The following is a 17,810-nucleotide window of genomic DNA, read 5'->3' as shown; positions in this document are numbered from 1 at the left end:
GAACGCGCAGTCCCGCTGGGCCGGGCCGGCGATCGCGGCAGCCACCTGTTGATCGTCTTCGACGATCTGTTCAAAGAGAGATACGGGAGCGTGTGTGATGGAGCTTCTTGCCGCGGCCGTTGTCGTGGTCGGCCTGCTGTCGATGGCGAATCTGCTGCTGATGGTCGGCGTGATCCGTCGTCTTCGTAAGATGGCCACGCAGTCCGAGTTCGGTTCGCCGATGATGGACGGCCTTCTCGTCGGCGAGAGGATGCCGGAGTTCGCGGCGATGACCACTGCTGGCGAGCCGGTCACGCACGAGCTCGTGAGCGGCCCCGCGCTCATCGCCTTCTTCTCCCCAGGCTGCCCGCCCTGTGAGGAGTTGCTGCCGCGGTTCATCGCACGAGCCCGCACGTCGTCAAGCCAGGCTTTCGCCGTGGTCGTCGCCGATCCCGGGGAGGACGTCGCCGAGAAGGTCGAGCGGCTGCGTGAAGTGGCGAGAGTCGTGGTCGAGGCGCCGACGGGGGACCTGCAGAGGGCTTTCAAGGTCCAGGGGTACCCGACCGTCTACGTGATCGACGCCGACGGCACGGTCGTGGGCACCAACCTGGACGCACAGGTCCTGGTGGAATCATGATCCAGTCCGTGGAGGCAGCCGCCGCCGGGTGCACCGCCGTCGTTCTCATCGCGGTGATCGTATGGCTGCGCCGTACGTACTCGGTCATCCGCGTGGACGGCTACAGCATGGAGCCATCCCTCACCGAGGGCGATCGGCTCCTGGCCCGCCGGGCGACCCCGTCGGCACTGCGACGCGGCCAGATCGCCGTGGTGCTCAGCCCGTTGCCGATGGGCGGCCCGTTCCTCATCAAGCGCATCGTCGCACTGCCCGGCGATCCCGTCCCCCAAGCCGTGCGACCGCTCGTATCCGATGCCCGTGTGCCCGACGGGCAACTCATCCTGATCGGCGACAACACCGACGCGAGCTTCGACTCCCGCGACCACGGCTACTTCCCCGTCGCCGACATTCGCGCCATCGCCCTACGGAAGCTGACCCCCGCCGGAGTCACCGGCGGAATGGAGAGCGATTCCGCAGAAAATTTCATGTCAGAAATCGGACCGGCAACATAGAGAGGAAACCAACAAATGATGCGCTCCATCGCGAACATCGGAGACCGTCTACTCGCATTGGTCGTTCCGGAGCACCGCGCTGCGGCGGACGATTGCGTCACGGAGTACCGCTGCGGTCCGTACGCCTGCACCAAGTACATGGACTACAAGGTCAGAAAGCAGGTCAGGAGGAACTGCTGGAAGGCCGGCGCGGGGCCGTGGAGGAACACGAACTACTGCTGCTACATCTGAGTATGTGAGAAGCGGAGCGGTGCTACCGGCGCGCTAGCACCGGGCTAGCAGGCCCGGCGAACATCTGTGGACATGTCCCATGTGCTGGTGGCGAGCCAAGTCCTGCTCGCCGTGATCTTCGTCGTCTCCGCGTTCTCGAAGCTGCGCAGCCGTACCGCACTGAGGTCCTTCGCCGCCACCCTGGGCATGCTGCCCGGCCCGGCCCGGTTGCCGGCCGCCGCGGCGACCGCGGCTGCGGAGGTCGCTGCGGCGGCCACCATGATGGTGTTCCCGCCCATCGGGCTGGCCGTCAGCGGGATGCTGTTGATCGCTTTCTCCCTGTGGATCGCCGTTTCCCTTCGCGGAGGCCGGCGCGAGCCATGCCAGTGTTTCGGCGCGTCCGCGACACCGCTCGGGCCGGTGCATCTGATCCGCAACGGGCTCCTGCTGCTCGTCGTCGCGCTGGGGTGGGCGACGCTGATGTTCCCCGGCGACCCGGTGACCGTGGCCGGCCTCGCTCTGGCGGTGCCGGTCGGACTGGCCGCCGCCGCCCTCTTGATCATCTTCGACGACATCGCCGATCTGTTCATGGAAATCTCGGGGAGTTCGTGATGCCCAACATGACCTCGGCCACGTCGCCCGCTACGGTCAGCGCATGATCGGACTGGCGAGGACGGCCACCGGGGTCGCCCTTCGCGCGGCCCCGGGACTGATGGCGGTCTACGTCCTGATCATGCTTGTCGAGGCGATCGCACCGATCGCGGTGGCGTGGCTGACCAAGCTGGTGGTCGACTCCCTGACGGGACAGGGATCGGGAGCCGAGCTGAGCACCCTCGCGGTGGGGTTGGCTGGCGCGGGCGTGCTGATGGCGGCGCTGCCGCAGCTGCTGCAGTACCTCAGCAGCGAGATGGGCAGGGTGTTCATCGCCCACACCACCGCACAGCTGTTCTCCGCGACGCTGCGGTTCGCCGGATTGCGACGGTTTGAGGACCCCAATTTCCACGACCGGCTGCGGCTGGCACAGAACAGCCTGTCGACGGGGCAGGAGATCGTCACCGGATCCCTCGGAGTGGTGAGCGCGATGATCACACTGGCTGGGATGGTCGGGTCCCTCCTGATGATCAGTCCGGTTCTCACCGGGATCGTGCTGGCCACCGGCGCTCCCGCGCTGGTGGCACAGTTACGGCTGTCGCGTCGCCGCGCCGCCATGATGTGGGACATCGGCCCGGCCGAACGACGCCAGATGTTCTACGGCGACCTGCTCGCCACGGTGGCGGCGGCCAAGGAGATCCGCCTGTTCAATAGCGGACGTTTCCTGCGAAGCCGCATGATGACCGAACTCCGCACGTCCAACGCCGCACGCCGCCGGATGGACATCAAGGAACTGTCCGTCGAGGGACTGCTGACGCTGCTGGGCGCCGTGGTCGCGGGCGGCGGGCTGACCTGGGCCGTCATCGCCGCAGGCTCCGGAGTGTTGAGCGTCGGCGACGTGTCCCTGCTGATCGCCGCCATGGCCGCGGTCCAGGCCTCCCTCAACGGTCTGATCTCCGGTATCGCCGCCCTTCACCAGGATCTCCTCATGTTCGGCCACTACGTGGCCGTGACCTCGGCCGAACCAGACCTCCCCATCGCCGCCGAGCCCGTGCCACTGCCACGTCTCGAACACGGGATCCAGCTGACGAACGTGTGGTTCCGCTACAGCGAGGATCACCCGTGGATCCTGCGTGGCCTGAACCTGTTCATCCCCGCCGCCGCGGCGGTCGCCGTCGTCGGCCTGAATGGCGCCGGCAAGTCCACGCTGGTCAAGCTCCTGTGCCGGTTCTACGACCCGCAGCACGGAAGCATCACGTGGGATGGCGTCGACATCCGTGACGTACATCCCGACGATCTACGGCACCGCATCACCGGGGTGTTCCAGGACTACATGACCTATGACATGTCCGCGGCCGACAACATCTCCATCGGCTTCGTCCCCGCCCGCGAGGATGAGAGCCGGATCCGTGCGGCCGCGCACGAGGCCGGAATCCACGACAAGCTCTCCGCTCTTCCCCGCGGATACGACACCCTGCTCACGCGCACGTTCTTCGGCGAAGAGGACAAGGACGACCCCGAGACGGGTGTCGTACTCAGCGGCGGGCAGTGGCAGCGCACGGCCCTGGCCCGCGCGATGTTCCGCGGCCATCGCGATCTCGTGATCCTCGACGAGCCCTCCGCCGGGCTGGACCCGGAGGCCGAGGCCGACCTGCATGCCCGGACCCGACGCCGGCGCCACGGCGTTGCGAGCCTGCTCATCTCCCACCGGCTCAACACCGTTCGCGACGCCGATCTCATCGTCGTCCTGGAGCATGGCGCCATCGGAGAATCCGGAACGCACGACGCCCTCATGGCCGCCCGCGGCCACTATGCGCGGCTCTTCACCCTCCAGGCCACCGGATACCGCGAGCCGGAGCAGACGGCGGCCCGGTGATGCGGGCGCTCCCCCCTAGCGCTGGCCGCTCGAAAGGAGCGGGCTGGCAGGGTGCCCGTGAAGGATGTCCTGGTAAAGCAGCTGCACTTCGGCATTCGGCCGAATACCGAGTTCTTCGTCGAGGATCCGGTAGAGCCTCCGGTACGCGGCGAGCGCTTCCATGCGGCGGCCTCCAGAATTCAGCGCCCGCATCATCCTGATCCACAGGGTCTCCCTGAACGGGTGGGCGGCGATGAACTGCTCCAGTTCCGGGACGACGTGGATTCCGCGACCGAGCCGCAGCTCCGCCTCCAGGCACATCTCATAGGTGTTCAGGCAGATCTCTTCCAGCCTGTGGCGTTCCTGGCGGACGAGCTCGACATCCACATCGGCCAGCAACGGCCCGCGCCACATCCCGAGCGCTTCTCGCAGGCATTTGGCCGCCCCGCCGGGGTCTCCCGCGGCCAAGGCTTCGGCGCCGGCGGCGGTGAGATCCTCGAATGTCCTGAGGTCGACGACGCCGTCCGGCACGGTCAACAGATATCCGGAGCCCTGGGTCTGAAGCTCGACGCCTCGCGTGACGAGAGGGGCGATCGCCTGCCGGAGGCGGTAGACATAGGTCTGCAGGCTCGTCTTGGCCGTGGTCGGCGGACCGGCTGCCCACAGCTCCGACTTGAGAAGGTCGAAGGTGACCACCCGATTCGGTCTCAGCAGAAGCACGGCCAGGATGGCCCTCTGCTTGGCGGCCTGAATAGGGATCTCTCGCGCGGAATCCATCACCTGTAGCGGCCCCAGCAATGAGAACATCCACTCGCCTCCAGGCGTTTCGAGAACGTCACGGGGAGGCCTTCTCCCCTCCCCGCATGGAATGTCAGAAGTGCCCCGCCCAGCCCGACCCGCGGGACAGGGCTTCTCCGAACTGGTTGTCGCCCCTGCCGTTCCAGATGTAGAGGATGCCGTCGCGGGTGGCCGCGAGCTCGGAGCGGCCGTTGTGGTTGATGTCGCCGGGCGACATCAGCGTGCTCGCGTACGGTTCCCAGCCCGGCCCGATGTCCTGGGCGGAGGTGAAGTTGTTGGCGCCCCTGCCGTTCCAGATGACGAGGGTGTGGTCGGACTTCCTGACCGCCGCCAGGTCGCCGATGCTGTCGCCGTTGAAATCACCCCCGATCGGCCGGCTGTAGGCGTCCCAGCCCGGCCCGCGGGCCTGGGCGGCTCCGAACTGGTTGTCGCCCTTGCCGTTCCAGACGTACAGCGTGCCGTTGTGCGTGGCCCCGATGTCGTCGTGGCCGTCCTGGTTGATGTCGCCGAGCGAGGTCAGCGTGCTCGCGTACGGTTCCCAGCCCGGCCCGATGTCCTGGGCGGAGGTGAAGTTGTTGGCGCCCCTGCCGTTCCAGATGACGAGGGTGTGGTCGATCTTCCTGACCGCCGCCAGGTCGCTGAGTCCGTCGCGGTTGAAGTCGCCCGCGATCGGCCGGCTGTAGGCGTCCCACCCGGGGCCGATCGGCGCGGCGGTGGCGAACCTGTTGGCGCCATCGGCGTTCCAGATGGTCAGCGTCCCGGTGGCGGCCGAGAAGATGTCGCCGCCCCCGTCGGCGTTGAAGTCCGTGTTCGCGCCGGTCATCACCGCGTAGTGCGAGCGGAGTTCGGCAGCCGTGAGCGCGCGATTGTAGATCGCGAACTTTCCGATCGCCCCGTTGAAATACGACCTGAAGTCCCGGGTGCCCACCCGGACGGGAGCCGAGCCGGGCTTGGGCTTGACGATGACCTCGTCGGCCTGGCCGGGGCGGAAGACCAGGTTGTCGGAGCCGGCGGGCAAGCCGTTCTTGTAGATGCGCACCTTCCCGTACGTGCCCTCGGAGGTGTCGAACGTGAGCGCGACATGCATCCACTGGTTGACCGTCAGCGGGTGCTGGAAGGCGGCGCCGGCCCCGAAGCCGCCGTCGAGGTTCCAGGCATAACCGGAGATGCGGTTGGGACGGTCGGGGTGGGACTTGTTGTACATGCGCCCGGCCCACTCCCGGTCGCCGCCGGTGCCGGACTTCGTCCCCTTGCCCATGAAGTAGACGTAGCCGTCCTGCTCGTCGTCGGCGAACTCCAGCGTGCGGGGCCTGATCCACGCCTCGACGGTGAACTTCCCGGTGGTGGAGATGTGGAAGGCGTTGGCGTTGGGGACCTCGAAGTAGCCCGAGGTGCCGTTGAAGACGGCGGCGCCGTCCCTGTTGGGGAGCTGCACCGAGCTCGTGACGCCGCGGAAGGTGCCCTTGTGGCCGTTGCCGGTGCGGTCGGTCTCCGTGCCGGCCGACGGGTGGGACAGCCGCCAGTAGGCGGCCGGTTTGTGCGAGAGGACCAGCTGGTCGTACGGGCTCAGCCCGCTCTGCTGTGCGGTGGCGGCCCCCGGGACGGCTATGGCCGCTGATATCGCTATCAGGGCGGCGAAAAGGCCGATTCTCGTCCATGTCACGAACGAGCAAGATAGAGGGCGGCGGTATGTCGGCGGTATGTCGCCGTGCGCGAGCTGCCCAGCATGCGGTCTGTGTGATGCTGCCGGATCTGACCCATCAGCATCTCGTAGGCTCCGCTCAACGCGAACGCTGGCCAAGCGGGCGGGTAAGGCTTCGGCGAGGGTGTGGACCTGTTCGGGAGTCCGCTTGCAGTGGCTGTGCTTCCCCGATCCCCGGCAGACGGACTCACACGCAGCGTGATGCTTGGTCGGCGGTGATCTGTCCCGCCTGATCCAATCGCTGGATCGCCGTCAAGCAACCTTTCGCCGCACTCGTGCGTGATCAAGGTCGGACACGCTGAATCCGTCCCATCACCGAGAGGTCTCCCATTGAGATTCGCCATCAGCGCCTTACTCCTGCTGGCACTCCCAGCACCGGCCCTGACAGCGGCCGACGGCACCCCGCACCTGGCAGGGGCTACCAACAGCGCCTATGGCGCGGCGTTCGCCATAGGGCCGGCCGGGGGACCCGCGCACGCGGTGACGGCGGCCAAGGGCCGGGCGCGTGCCATCACACTGATCACCGGGGACACGGTCCGCCTGGGTAAGGGCAGCGGCCACGCCATCGAGCGAGGCCCTGGCCGCGAGAACATCACCTTCGCCATCGACCAGGTCGGGGACCGGCTGCGGGTGGTGCCCAGCGACGCGGCGCCGCTCCTCGCATCCGGCCTGCTCGACAGCCGCCTGTTCGACGTGTCGGACCTCCTGGACTTCGACTACGACCGTCACCGGCACCTCCCCTTGATCATTTCCTATGACGGCTCCACGGCCAAGAGTCGCGTACACGACCGGGCGGCCGCCGCAGGCGCACGCGTCGTACGTGAGCTGCCCACTATCGACGCCCTCGCCGTACACGCGGAAGGGAAGGACCGCACCAGGTTCTGGGCAGAGCTGACCGCGCGCGGCCTCAAGGCCGCGGGTGTGAAAAGGGTGTGGTTGGACGGCCGGATGAGGCCCACCCTCGAAACGAGCGTGCCGCAGATCGGCGCACCGGCCGCGTGGGAGCGCGGGCTCACCGGTGCCGGAGTGAAGGTCGGCGTGGTGGACACCGGCGTGGACGCCACCCACCCCGACCTCGTCGGGCGGATCGCGGGGCAGCGCAACTTCACCTCCGACCCCGACGAGGACGACGTCGTCGGCCACGGCACGCACGTGGCCTCCACCATCGTCGGCGGAGGAGAGGCGTCCGGCGGGCGCAACCGCGGTGTCGCGCACGGCGCGACGGTGCTCAGCGCGAAGGTGTGCATGGCGTGGTCCTGCGAGGAGTCCGCAATGATCGCAGGCATGCAGTGGGTCGCCGAGCAGGGCGCGAAGGTGGTGAATCTCAGCCTGGGCGGAGCGGACGGCCCCGGCGTCGACCCGGTGGAGCAGGCGCTGGAGGACCTGACCGCCAGGCACGGGACCCTGTTCGTGGTGTCGGCGGGCAACAACGCCACGGAGCGTTCGGTCGGCAGCCCGGGAAGCGCGGACTCCGCGCTGACCGTCGGTGCGGTGGACAGGAACGAACAGCGCGCCGCGTTCTCCAGCCAGGGGCCGCGCGTCGGAGATCACGCGCTCAAGCCCGACATCACCGCTCCAGGCGTCGGCATCGTGGCCGCGCGGAGCACGCATGCGCAGGAGGGCCAGGGCCCCTACCACGCGATGTCCGGCACGTCGATGGCCGCGCCGCACGTCGCGGGAGCGGCGGCGATCGTGGCCGCCCAGCACCCCGAATGGACTCCTGCTCAGCTCAAGGCCGCGCTGATGGCCTCCGCCAGGCCAGGGCCGATCGGCGTGTTCGGCCAAGGAGCCGGCCGCGTGGACGTCGCGCGGGCGACCACCCAGTTCATCACGGCGAACCCTCCCGGCATGGGGTTCGGTCAGCAGCGCTGGCCGCACACCGACGACGAGCCGATCACCAGGACGCTGACCTACACCAACGCGGGCTCGGCGCCGGTCACCCTCGACCTCTCCGTACGTGCCCTCGACAGTGCGGGACGACCCCTCGACGCGGCGCTCTTCACCGTGACCCCCCGCTCCGTCACGGTTGCCGCCGGCGGCAGCGCCGAGGTGTCGGTGACCGCCGACACGCGCGGCGACCTTCCGGACGCTCCGCTCGGCGGGTACCTCACGGCGACCGGCGGCGGCATCACGGTCAGCACGCCGCTCGGCGTCGACAGAGAGGTGGAGAGCTACGACCTCACACTCAACCAGAACGACCGCGACGGCCGGCCGGCGACAAGCGTCACGACGGTGCTGCGACCACTGGAAGGCGCCTACGACGACGTGATCGTGTTGAGGGGCTCGCAGGCCGGCACCACGCTACGCCTGCCCAAGGGCACCTGGGCCGTCGGCACGACGTTCCTGGGCGCAGCCAGAACCCTCCTCGTGCATCCCGGGCTGGCGCTGACCGGGCCGCGGACGCTCGACCTGGACGCCAGGCTCGGTCTGCCCCTGTCCATCACCCCGCCGGATCCGAAGGTCAAGCAGGTCGACGCCCAGCTCGGCTACCGTGGACAACTGGCCGACGGATCGCCCTTCTCGAGTGTGATATCCAGGCCCTCGTTCGAAACGCTCTACGGCGCGCAGCTCGGCGGCGACCAGACCTATCCGCATGCCATGAGCAAGGTCTCCGGCACCTGGGCCCTTCCTTCGCCCGAGGGCGGCACGGACAACAGCCCCTACCTCTACCACCTCGGCTACTTCACCGCCGGCCGGATGGTCACCGGCTTCCAACGGGCGGTGACCCGGCAGGAGCTGGCGACGGTCAAGGTGGACTACGCCCAGCAGCTCGCAGGTACGGCGGGCAGCACGGCCGCCGGTCCGCAACCCCGGGACTTCCTCTTCCCGCACTGGTACGCCGGCAAGGGGATCGCGCTGCCCTCCGTCCAGACCGAGTACGTCAACACGGACGACGGGATCCGGTGGCAGCGCTGGTTCCACGAGACGGACGTCCAGGGCGAGGACGAGGTCCAGGCCATCTTCGGCCGAGCCGCCACCTACCAGCGCGGCCGCACTCATGCGGAGCACTGGAACCGCGGCGTGTTCGCCCCCGCAGGCGCCTCGGAGGCGACGCGCGACGCGCTCACCAGGACGGGCGACCGGATCTCGGTGAACTTCAACTACTACCACGGTGACGGGCAGGGTCAGCCGGGTTACTCCCAGGCGCCGCGGCAGCGCTCGGCGCTCTATCGCGACGGACGGCTGGTGGCGGAAGGCGAAGCGGTCCACTCCCAGCCCTTCCCCGTCCCGCCTGAGGCGGCGACCTACCGGGTGGAGACGGAGGCAGAACGAGACGAGCCCTTCACCTCCACCCGGATCTTCGCCGCATGGACGTTCAGGTCCGAGCACGCCCCCGGCACCGTGCAGCTCCCGTCCGCGGTGATCAGTTTCGCGCCCGCTCTGGACAACCGGAACGTCGCCCGTGGTGGCGTGTCGTTCACGATGCCTGTCACCGTGTGGCAGACACCCGGCACGGGCGCGGGCGGGAGGCTGAAGGACCTGAACGTGGAAGTGTCCACCGACGACGGGGCGACCTGGAGCGTCCCCAAGCTGGTCAGGACGCCGGCGGGCGGGGTGGTGTTCCTGCGCAACCCGGCCACGGGGCACGTGTCCTTGCGGGCCAAGGCCACCGACGTCTCCGGCAACACCGTCGAACAGACGATCATCCGCGCCTACCGAACGGGGTGAACCGGCCGGTCCGCATGCTCGATGTCCGTCGCCCGCTGCTCCGGCACGGGCGGGGTGCCCGTGCTCCCGGTTCGAGCCGCTGAGGAATCTGCGCCTTCCGTCCGCGTGAGGGACGGGGTGCTGTGCCTGCCGTCCATCCTGCGGCGGGTACGGTGTGCCCGCCCCGCGGACGGAAACCATCTCGGGTGATCGCTGACTTTCGTCAGGGGGAGTGGGTAGTCGTGGGATATGAGTGAAGCCCCGAGACACGTCACTGAGCTCGCCGAGCGGCGAGTCAAGGCCAGGGCGGTGCGCGACTACGCCGCCGCCGACGCACTCCGTCAGGAGATCGAGCAGGCGGGCTGGCAGGTCCGCGACTCGGCCGACGGTTACGAACTGACCGTGAAACCCCCCTTCGACCAGTGGCCGTCGGTGCGCTCCATTCCGGTCTCGGCCATGACGGAGCCCGAGGGGAAGAAGGGCGGCGGCCTCGACAAGATCAACCCCGCCGCCGAGCTCGGCTTCTCGGGCGACCCTGGCCAGACGGGCGACCCCGGTGACGACATGCTGCACGCGCAGCGGACCTGGGACGCCGGCCTCGCGACGAACAGGCTCGACATCGCGGGTGTCGACCTGGAGCGGCAGCGGGTCGAGATCTCCGGCGTGACCGCCAGCGTGGGGGTCATCGTCGACGGATGGGCCGACGACATGCGCAGGTGCCTGGAGTCGGTCCTCGAGCACACCAGCGCCCCGATCCTCGCCCTCGACCTCGGGAACGTGCACGGCGCGGGGGAGGCGCTGCACGAGCTGGCCGAGCGTCACCCCGAGCGGATCACCGCGTGGCACGTGGCCGAGCAGCCGCACTGGCAGGGAGGTACGGCGGGCTGGGGTGCGGCCCGTACCAAGCTGATGCAGCTGGACACCGCGGACGTGCACGTGCTGATGGAGACCTCCACGGTCCTGGAGGGAGACGCGCTGACGCCGCTGGTGAAGGCGGTCAAGGACGGGGCGGTCGCGGCCGGGTGGAAGGGCGTGGATCCCGGAGAGAACGACACGGAGTGGAACGAGTCGGGGCCAGGGCGGGTGCGGGCGCTGCTCGGGTACCTGATGGCGGTGCGGAGAGGCGCGGCGCTGCGGGCCTTCCCCGAGAAGGTGCGCTACTACCGCAACGCCGACCTGGTGCTGTCGCTCGCGCTGGAGGGGCCGCTGGTGGTGCCCGACGAGCGGCTGCCCGTACGGCAGGAGCGTCACCACGGTTACCACGACGTCTCCCCTGAATACAGGGACAGGGAGGCGCGCAGGAACTACGAGGCCGTGTTGCGCATGCTGCGTTCCTCGTAGGCTTGTCGCTTATGGGAGACCTGAGGTTGCTCGCGCCGTACACCACGCTGGGCCTGGGCGGGCCCGCTCGCGCCTACGAGGAGGCGACGACCGCCGAGGAGCTGGTCTCGCTGGTGGCCGAGGCTGACAGGCGCGGTGAGCCGACGCTGATCCTGGGTGGCGGCAGCAACCTGGTGGTGTCCGACGAGGGCTTCGACGGCCTGGTGGTCAAGGTGGCCACGCGCGGGGTGACGGTCTCGCGCGACGGCGGCCAGGTGGTGGTCGAGGCCGAGGCGGGCGAGGACTGGGACCCTCTGGTCGCGCGGGCGGTCGCCGAGGGCTGGTCGGGGCTCGAGTGCATGTCGGGCATCCCTGGGCTGGTCGGGTCGACGCCGATCCAGAACGTCGGCGCCTACGGCCAGGAGGTCGCCCACACGGTGCGGTGCGTGCGGGTCTTCGACCGGCGCACGCGCGAGGTGGCCGACGTGGAGGCGCGCAGGTGCGGGTTCTCCTACCGCGACAGCGCCTTCAAGCGAGACCTGGGACGCTACGTCGTGCTCGGCGTCACCTTCGCGCTGGACGTCTCGGAGACGTCTGGCCCGCTCACCTACCAGGAGCTGGTGAACCGCGTGGGCGAGCGGGCCGCGCTGGCCGAGGTGCGCGAGGCGGTGCTGGGGCTGCGCAGGGGCAAGGGCATGGTCCTCGACCCCGCCGACCCCGACTCCCGCAGCGCGGGGTCCTTCTTCACCAACCCGATCGTCTCCGCCGAGCAGGCCGCCACGCTGGGCGACGGATCCCCCCGGTTCGACATGCCGGACGGCTCGGTCAAGGTGCCCGCGGCGTGGCTGATCGAGCAGGCGGGGTTCCCGAAGGGGTACACGCGCGGTCCCGTGCGCATCTCCACCAAGCACACGCTCGCGCTGACCAATCCTCACGGCCGCGGCACCACCGCGGACCTGATCGCGCTGGCCCGTGAGGTGCGCGACGGCGTGCTCGCGAAGTTCGGCGTCACGCTGGTCAACGAGCCCGTGATGGTCGGCTGCGCGCTCTAGCCCTGCATCCAGCGGGTGTCGGAGATCACCCAGTACTCCACGAACCTGTCGTTCTCGGCGCGCAGGATGTCGTGGCCGCTGAAGGCGACGCGGGCGTTCTCGGGAAGGGCCACGCCGGGGATGCCGCCCTTGTAGTCGCCTTCGAACGTCCAGCGGGCGGCCACGATGTCGCCTTCGACGATCGGGCCGACGTCGAGCGTGACCATCACGTTCGTGAACGGCGCGTGGCCCTGCTCCAGGGCGCGCTTGAGCCCGTCGGGGCCGTGCACGTCCATGCCGGGCCAGTGGCCGACGAAGTCGTCCGACACCAGCTCGTCGGCCAGGTCGAAGTCGCCGTTCCACATCTCCAGCAGCCAGCGTCTGTACAGCTTGACCATGGTGATATCCTCAGTCCGATATGCCCGAAGGGGAGTAGTCCACAATCCGCGTGGTCGACATGCTGGCACTTTTGCCCGGCTACGCGAGCCTGTAACAGGCGGACGAGACCTTCGGCCTGGCAGCCATGCCGGGCCGAAGTCGTGCTCCCCCAGGTCGCTTCAGGTCCGGCTGTACGAAAGAGGACCGTTGGAAGCGTTCTGGATCAGTCTTGGCGTGATTTTCGTGGCCGAGCTGGGCGACAAGAGCCAGTTGATGGCCATGACGTTCGCCACCCGTTTCAAGACCTGGCCCGTGCTGGCCGGCATCACCATCGCCACCACGGCAGTGCACCTGGCCAGCGTGGCCGTCGGCGGGCTGATCGGCGACGCGCTGCCTACCACGGCCATCTCGATCGTCGCGGGCATCGCCTTCCTCGGCTTCGCCCTGTGGACCCTGCGCGGCGACGAGCTGACAGAGGAGGAGTCGCGCAAGGCCCAGCGGACGACCAGGAACGCCGTGATCGCCGTGACGGTGGCCTTCTTCCTGAGCGAGCTGGGCGACAAGACCATGCTGGCCACCATCACGCTGGCCACGCAGCACGGATGGCTCGGCACCTGGATCGGCTCCACCGTGGGCATGGTCGCCGCCGACGCTCTGGCCATCGTGGTCGGGCGCCTGCTCGGCAGGCACCTGCCGGAGAAGGCCATCCGGTACGGCGCCGCCGCCGCCTTCGCGGTCTTCGGCATCGCCCTGCTGGTCGAACCCCTGCTCTAGGACGGCGTCACGCCGACAGCAACGCCAGCCTGTGTGCGGCGGCGGCGGCCTCGCCCCTCGTCGCCACCCGCAGCTTGGCGAGGATGTTGGAGACGTGCACGCTGACCGTCTTCGCCGAGATGAACAGCTCGGCCGCGATGTCCCTGTTGGTACGGCCGAGCGCGACCAGGCGCAGCACCTCCAGCTCGCGCGGGGTGAGCAGGTCGGGCGAGGGCGCGGTGGGCTCCTCCAGCAGCGTGACACCGAGACGGCGGGCCAGTCCCTCGACCTCGGCGACCAGCGGCGCGGCCAGCAGCGCGGTGGCGAGGGGATGGGCGGCGCGCAACCGGGAGGCGGCCCCCTCCTTGTCGCCCGCGCGTGCCCGGACGGTCGCCGCCCTCAGCAGCGACTTCGCGCGGGCGTGCGGCCTTTCGAGCCGCTCCCACGCCTCCGCCGCGGCGTCGAAGTCGCCGTCGAAGGTGAGCCTGTAGGCCTCGGACACCGGGCCGCTGACCGCCAGCGTGGCGGCCAGTTCGGCGGCCATCGCCCGCACCCGCGCCGCTCTCTCGGGCAGTCCTGGCCCGGCGGCGTCGCAGACGGTGCGGATCATCGAGAGGGTTCGCCAGGCCAGTGCGGCCTTGTGCGCCTGGTTCGGCCTGTTGAGCAGGCGCTCGGCGACGGCCAGCGCGTGGTCGGGCTCGCCCTTCAGCATGTGCCAGCCGATGTGCAGGCGGCTGCTGTTGGTGATGTCCTGGATGAAGTCCTCCTGGCGGTCCTTGAGGACGCCGAGCTCGGACAGTATCCCTTCGACCAGGTCCAGCTCACCTCTGGCCAGCGCGATGTCGGCGCGCACCCTCATGAGGTGGTGGCGGGTGCTCTGGGTGGGGCCGAGGCTGAGGGCGTGGTCGATGACCTGGACGGCCTCCTCCCACCTGCCCAGGCTCTCCAACGCCTCGGCCAGGTTGTTGAGTATGAAGGCGCCCGAGGCTCTGACCCTGCCGTACTTCTTGGCCAGCGCCTCGCCCTCGCGGCCCAGCTCGATGGCCTCGCGGGAGCGGCCCAGCTCGTTGAGCGCGTCGATGTTGTTGGCCACCGCGCGCAGGATCAGCTGGCCCGAGCCGACCTCCTCGCCCAGGCGCATGGCGCGCGTGTTGGCCTCGAAGGTGCGCTCGATCTCTCCGTCGAGGGAGTATCCGAGGGCGAGGTTGATGATCAGCTCGCCCTCGATGACCCTGTCGCCGAGCTGCCTGGCCAGCGCCAGGCCCTCCTCGGCCAGCATGGTGCCCTCGGCGACCTGGCCGGTGAGCATGAGGTGGCGGCTGAGCTTCACGAGCACGTCGGCGCGGGTGCTGCTCGGCTCGGGGACCAGGCTGAGAGCGCGGCGGAAGCTCTCCAGGGCGCCGGGCTTGGTCTTGGCCAGCTTGAAGGCGCCCCACCGCACCAGGAGCGCGGCGACCCGTTCGGGCTCGGCCGACTCCTCCAGCTCGCTGAGCGCGGCCTTGACGAACTTGACGCCCTTGTCGATGTCGGCGCAGGCGTGGGAGGCCTCGGAGGCCCGCTCCAGCACCGCCGTGTGGTCGACGCCGATGTCGCCGCAGGCGCCCGGCACCTTGTCCCACAGCATGAGGACGCGTTCGAGCAGGGGGATGGCCTCGGTGTAGGCGAAGGCCTTGAACGACTTCTGCGCCGCCTCCCACGCCGAGATCAGCGCCCAGTGGTCGTCGCGCGCGCCGTACCAGTGGTGGGCGATCTCGACCGCCGCCCTGCCGGGGGGCACGAGGGTGCGGTCGCGGGAGATCTCCTCGGCGTAGCGACCGTGCAGGCGCTGGTGCTCGCCGGGCAGCAGCTCGTCGTGGACGGCCTCGCGGATCAGCGCGTGGCGGAAGACGTAGGCGCGGTTGTCGGCGATCTGCAGGACGTTGCCCGCGATGGCGGGGCGCAGCGCGGCCTCGAGGTCGAGCTCCGACAGGCCGCTGACGGCCGACAGCAGGGCGTGGCCGACCCGGATGCCGCCCGCGGCCGCGATGCGCAGGACGCGTTGAGTCTCCTCGGGAAGGCGTTCGACCGAGCCGAGGATCAGGTCGGTGAGGGAGTCGGGCACCTCGCCCGCGCCGTCGTCGCACTCCATCAGGGCCTCGACGAACAGCGGGATGCCCTGGCTGCGCTGGTAGACGGTCTCGATGCGGGAGTAGAGCGGCGGGACGCCGAGAATGCCTGCCATCTGCCCTGCGACCTCGTCGCGCGACAGGCGCGGCAGATCGAGCCTGAGCACGCCCGCCACCCGGCCCAGCTCGGCCAGGACGGGGCGGAGAGGATGCTGGCGGTGCAGGTCGTCCGAGCGGTAGGTCAGCACCATGAGCACCTGCGACTCGCGCAGGTTGCGGCTGAGGAAGGCGATCAGGTCGCGGCTGGACCTGTCGGCCCAGTGGATGTCCTCCACGACCAGCACCACGGGCCGCGGCTCTGCCAGCCGTTCGAGCAGGGTGAGGAACTGCTCGAAGAGCCTGGCCCTGCCGGTGTTGGTGTCGCCGTCCGCGCTCGGCTCGCCGAACTCGGGCAGCAGTCTGGCCAGGTCGCGCTCGGCGCCCTCGGGCAGCAGCGAGCCGATCCTGGCCGTGCCGATCTCTCTGACGAGCTGGCGGAGCGCGGCGGTGAACGGAGCGTAGGCGAGGCCGTCGCTGGAGAGCTCGACGCAGCCGCCGAACAGCACGTGCGCGCCGTCGGCCGCCGCGCGCTCGGCGAAGCTCTGCACCAGTCTGGTCTTGCCGACCCCTGCTTCGCCGCCCAGCAGGACGGCGGTGGCCGCGCCCTTACGCGCCTCGTCGAAGGACTCTGTCAGGACGGTCAGCTCAGCTTCCCGCCCCACGAAGACGGGACTGACCGATCGACCTATCACGTCCTCAAGCATGGCATGCCCTTTAGAGAGGTTACGACCGGTTTAGGGGGGCTGTGGGGCCCGGCCGCGAGGGAGGATGCGGCCGGGCTCCTTGGGGGCGGTCACGACTTCCTGAACTTGCTGAAGAGCGAGCGGTGGCGACGCTCGGACTCACCCGACTTCTGCGCCTCGCGTACTCGGCGGTGCATGGCCGCCGCCTGACGAAGCTCCTTGGCATGGGACTGCATGAGCTGGTACTCAATTTCCGGGTTCACGGCCGGATCTCCTGTTTCTTCATGCGACTTGCTGACATGTTCAAGAATCCGGCTAAGGCCCACCCCGCCACATCAGGCGGATGCCCTATCTCTGCCGAACCATCGGCTTACGACTACCTAGGACACGCCTGGGGGCCGCCTTAGACCGGCGACGATGGTGCGCCGTGAAGCTATGGACGATCATCGTGGCGGCCTGCGTGCTCCTCATCGCGGACGCTCCCGCCGCAGCTCACAGGCATGGGTGGCAGGTATCGCTGGTCGGCGAGACCGGTATGTGGGGCGGCTTTCGCGAGGTCTCCTCCGGCGGGCCGCAGGACGCGTGGGTGATGCGCGCGGGACTGCCGCCGCTGCGGTGGAACGGCGCGGAGTGGCACGGCGCGACGGGTAAGGCGGGGCCGTACCTGGTCAGGCAGGCGGGGCAGGGCGTGACCTGGACCTTCACCGACGGTCCCGCCCGCGTGGACGTGCGGCGCATGGCGGAGGGCCGGTGGAGCAGGCTGCCGATCGAGGCCGAGTCCGCGCACGTGACCGCGGCGGCGGCCACGGGGGCCGACGACTGCTGGGCGGCGGGGCTCAGGCTCTCGCGCGAGGGCATGACCGACGGGCTCTGGCACTGGGAGGGGCAGGCGTGGCGCCCGGTCGCCGCCCCGCTGCCGATCAGCGACCTCGCCGCGGCTCCAGACGGGCAGGTCTGGGCGCTCAGCAGCCCGGGGGTGTCCAACCTCGGCTACGGGGGCGAGCGCGCCGCCTCGATCCTGCGCTGGACGGACGGGGAGTGGCTGCGCACCCCGATCCCGGCGATCGCGCTGCCCGAGGGCGGCCACCTGGAACTCAACGACCTCGCCATGCCGTACGCCGGTCTCGGTTACGCGGTGGGGGCGATCACGGTGGGCGGCGCGCCGCTGGAGGCGGTGGTGCTGCGCTGGGACGGCGTCGCGTGGGAGCGGCTGCCTCACCGTCCCCCGGCGACCGCCTACACCCACGTGACCACGGACGGCGGCAGCGGGATGTGGCTGGCCGCCGCGCGGACGGGGCTCCCCGGCGCGCTCGTGCGCTTCGTGGACGGCTCCTGGTCGCAGATCTCCGTCCTGCCCGAGGGCTCCACGCACGCGGAGGTGCGGGGGCTGGCCAACGTTCCCGGCACCTCCCAGATGTGGGCCACGGTCGACGCCGGCGGCACGAGCGCGGTGCTTACCTACAGGTGAAACAGATGATGCTGACGAAAAACGAGCGAACATTCGGGCAGCTCCGGTTTGGAAGTACCCAT

Annotated in this window: 14 protein-coding genes; 9 read left to right on the top strand and 5 right to left on the bottom strand. The window is 69.6% G+C overall.

All coding sequences use genetic code 11. From position 1 onward, the window contains the following. The first annotated feature begins 97 nt into the window (after nucleotides 1-97). From FHR33_RS23845 to FHR33_RS23830, 4 genes are all read left to right on the top strand, one after another. The gene (locus tag FHR33_RS23845) at nucleotides 98-616 is read left to right on the top strand and encodes a TlpA family protein disulfide reductase (RefSeq protein ID WP_246453056.1); all 519 of its coding nucleotides are present in this window, start codon (nucleotides 98-100) and stop codon (nucleotides 614-616) included. Continuing rightward, nucleotides 613-1,107, top strand: coding sequence for a S26 family signal peptidase (locus FHR33_RS23840; RefSeq protein WP_183651730.1), 495 nt, complete (start codon nucleotides 613-615; stop codon nucleotides 1,105-1,107). Before FHR33_RS23845 ends, FHR33_RS23840 begins: the two co-directional genes overlap by 4 nt. A 303-nt stretch (nucleotides 1,108-1,410) precedes the next feature. After that, entirely contained in the window at nucleotides 1,411-1,929 is a 519-nt protein-coding gene (locus FHR33_RS23835; RefSeq protein WP_183651727.1) for a MauE/DoxX family redox-associated membrane protein, read from the top strand. A gap of 253 nt (nucleotides 1,930-2,182) precedes the next feature. Beyond that, a complete protein-coding gene (locus FHR33_RS23830; protein WP_246453055.1) occupies nucleotides 2,183-3,784 on the top strand; it encodes an ABC transporter ATP-binding protein in 1,602 nt (533 codons plus the stop codon). A gap of 15 nt (nucleotides 3,785-3,799) precedes the next feature. Here FHR33_RS23830 and FHR33_RS23825 read toward each other — a convergent pair whose 3' ends face one another. Together FHR33_RS23825 and FHR33_RS23820 are read right to left on the bottom strand one after the other, a co-directional pair. Beyond that, on the bottom strand, nucleotides 3,800-4,570 hold the full coding sequence (locus FHR33_RS23825; RefSeq protein WP_183651721.1) for an AfsR/SARP family transcriptional regulator: 771 nt from the start codon (nucleotides 4,568-4,570) through the stop codon (nucleotides 3,800-3,802). A gap of 64 nt (nucleotides 4,571-4,634) precedes the next feature. Beyond that, entirely contained in the window at nucleotides 4,635-6,224 is a 1,590-nt protein-coding gene (locus FHR33_RS23820; RefSeq protein WP_183651719.1) for an FG-GAP-like repeat-containing protein, read from the bottom strand. Between the two features lie 369 nt (nucleotides 6,225-6,593). On the opposite strand from FHR33_RS23820, the gene FHR33_RS23815 reads away from it, so the two are divergent. The 3 genes from FHR33_RS23815 (at nucleotide 6,594) to FHR33_RS23805 (ending at nucleotide 12,283) form a co-directional block, all read left to right on the top strand. Then, complete coding sequence (locus tag FHR33_RS23815) at nucleotides 6,594-9,932, top strand: S8 family serine peptidase (protein ID WP_183651716.1); 3,339 nt, start codon at nucleotides 6,594-6,596, stop codon at nucleotides 9,930-9,932. A 228-nt stretch (nucleotides 9,933-10,160) separates the two neighbouring features. Further along, on the top strand, nucleotides 10,161-11,252 hold the full coding sequence (locus FHR33_RS23810; protein ID WP_183651713.1) for a glycosyltransferase family 2 protein: 1,092 nt from the start codon (nucleotides 10,161-10,163) through the stop codon (nucleotides 11,250-11,252). A gap of 11 nt (nucleotides 11,253-11,263) precedes the next feature. Continuing rightward, nucleotides 11,264-12,283, top strand: coding sequence for a UDP-N-acetylmuramate dehydrogenase (locus FHR33_RS23805; protein WP_183651710.1), 1,020 nt, complete (start codon nucleotides 11,264-11,266; stop codon nucleotides 12,281-12,283). On the opposite strand, the gene FHR33_RS23800 is transcribed toward FHR33_RS23805, so the two are convergent. Next, nucleotides 12,280-12,660, bottom strand: coding sequence for an ester cyclase (locus FHR33_RS23800; protein WP_183651707.1), 381 nt, complete (start codon nucleotides 12,658-12,660; stop codon nucleotides 12,280-12,282). The genes FHR33_RS23805 and FHR33_RS23800 overlap by 4 nt on opposite strands. A 187-nt stretch (nucleotides 12,661-12,847) precedes the next feature. On the opposite strand from FHR33_RS23800, the gene FHR33_RS23795 reads away from it, so the two are divergent. After that, nucleotides 12,848-13,414, top strand: a complete 567-nt coding sequence (locus tag FHR33_RS23795) for a TMEM165/GDT1 family protein (RefSeq protein WP_183651704.1) — start codon at nucleotides 12,848-12,850, stop codon at nucleotides 13,412-13,414. Between the two features lie 7 nt (nucleotides 13,415-13,421). Here FHR33_RS23795 and FHR33_RS51865 read toward each other — a convergent pair whose 3' ends face one another. Both FHR33_RS51865 and FHR33_RS23785 read right to left on the bottom strand, forming a co-directional pair. Continuing rightward, nucleotides 13,422-16,289: an ATP-binding protein gene (locus FHR33_RS51865; protein ID WP_312895693.1), complete on the bottom strand. Its 2,868-nt coding sequence runs from the start codon at nucleotides 16,287-16,289 to the stop codon at nucleotides 13,422-13,424. 101 nt (nucleotides 16,290-16,390) lie between these two features. Further along, on the bottom strand, nucleotides 16,391-16,543 hold the full coding sequence (locus FHR33_RS23785) for a hypothetical protein (RefSeq protein ID WP_183651698.1): 153 nt from the start codon (nucleotides 16,541-16,543) through the stop codon (nucleotides 16,391-16,393). A gap of 164 nt (nucleotides 16,544-16,707) precedes the next feature. Here FHR33_RS23785 and FHR33_RS23780 point away from each other — a divergent pair, with 164 nt between their 5' ends. Continuing rightward, nucleotides 16,708-17,748, top strand: coding sequence for a hypothetical protein (locus tag FHR33_RS23780; protein ID WP_183651695.1), 1,041 nt, complete (start codon nucleotides 16,708-16,710; stop codon nucleotides 17,746-17,748). Nucleotides 17,749-17,810: the final 62 nt, after the last annotated feature.

The organism is Nonomuraea dietziae, assembly GCF_014195505.1.
Lineage (GTDB): Bacteria > Actinomycetota > Actinomycetes > Streptosporangiales > Streptosporangiaceae > Nonomuraea > Nonomuraea roseola.
The sequence above is the reverse complement of the archived record's forward strand: the minus strand, read 5'-3'. Positions and strand labels throughout refer to the sequence as shown.

What these genes read in the sequence shown, in the direction of transcription:
- FHR33_RS23845 (WP_246453056.1), top strand. Translation starts at nt 98, where the DNA reads ATGGAGCTTCTTGCCGCGGCCGTTGTCGTGGTCGGCCTGCTGTCGATG.
- FHR33_RS23830 (WP_246453055.1), top strand. Translation starts at nt 2,183, where the DNA reads ATGGCGGCGCTGCCGCAGCTGCTGCAGTACCTCAGCAGCGAGATGGGC.
- FHR33_RS23835 (WP_183651727.1), top strand. Translation starts at nt 1,411, where the DNA reads ATGTCCCATGTGCTGGTGGCGAGCCAAGTCCTGCTCGCCGTGATCTTC.
- FHR33_RS23805 (WP_183651710.1), top strand. Translation starts at nt 11,264, where the DNA reads ATGGGAGACCTGAGGTTGCTCGCGCCGTACACCACGCTGGGCCTGGGC.
- FHR33_RS23810 (WP_183651713.1), top strand. Translation starts at nt 10,161, where the DNA reads ATGAGTGAAGCCCCGAGACACGTCACTGAGCTCGCCGAGCGGCGAGTC.
- FHR33_RS23840 (WP_183651730.1), top strand. Translation starts at nt 613, where the DNA reads ATGATCCAGTCCGTGGAGGCAGCCGCCGCCGGGTGCACCGCCGTCGTT.
- FHR33_RS23825 (WP_183651721.1), bottom strand. Translation starts at nt 4,570, where the DNA reads ATGTTCTCATTGCTGGGGCCGCTACAGGTGATGGATTCCGCGCGAGAG.
- FHR33_RS23800 (WP_183651707.1), bottom strand. Translation starts at nt 12,660, where the DNA reads ATGGTCAAGCTGTACAGACGCTGGCTGCTGGAGATGTGGAACGGCGAC.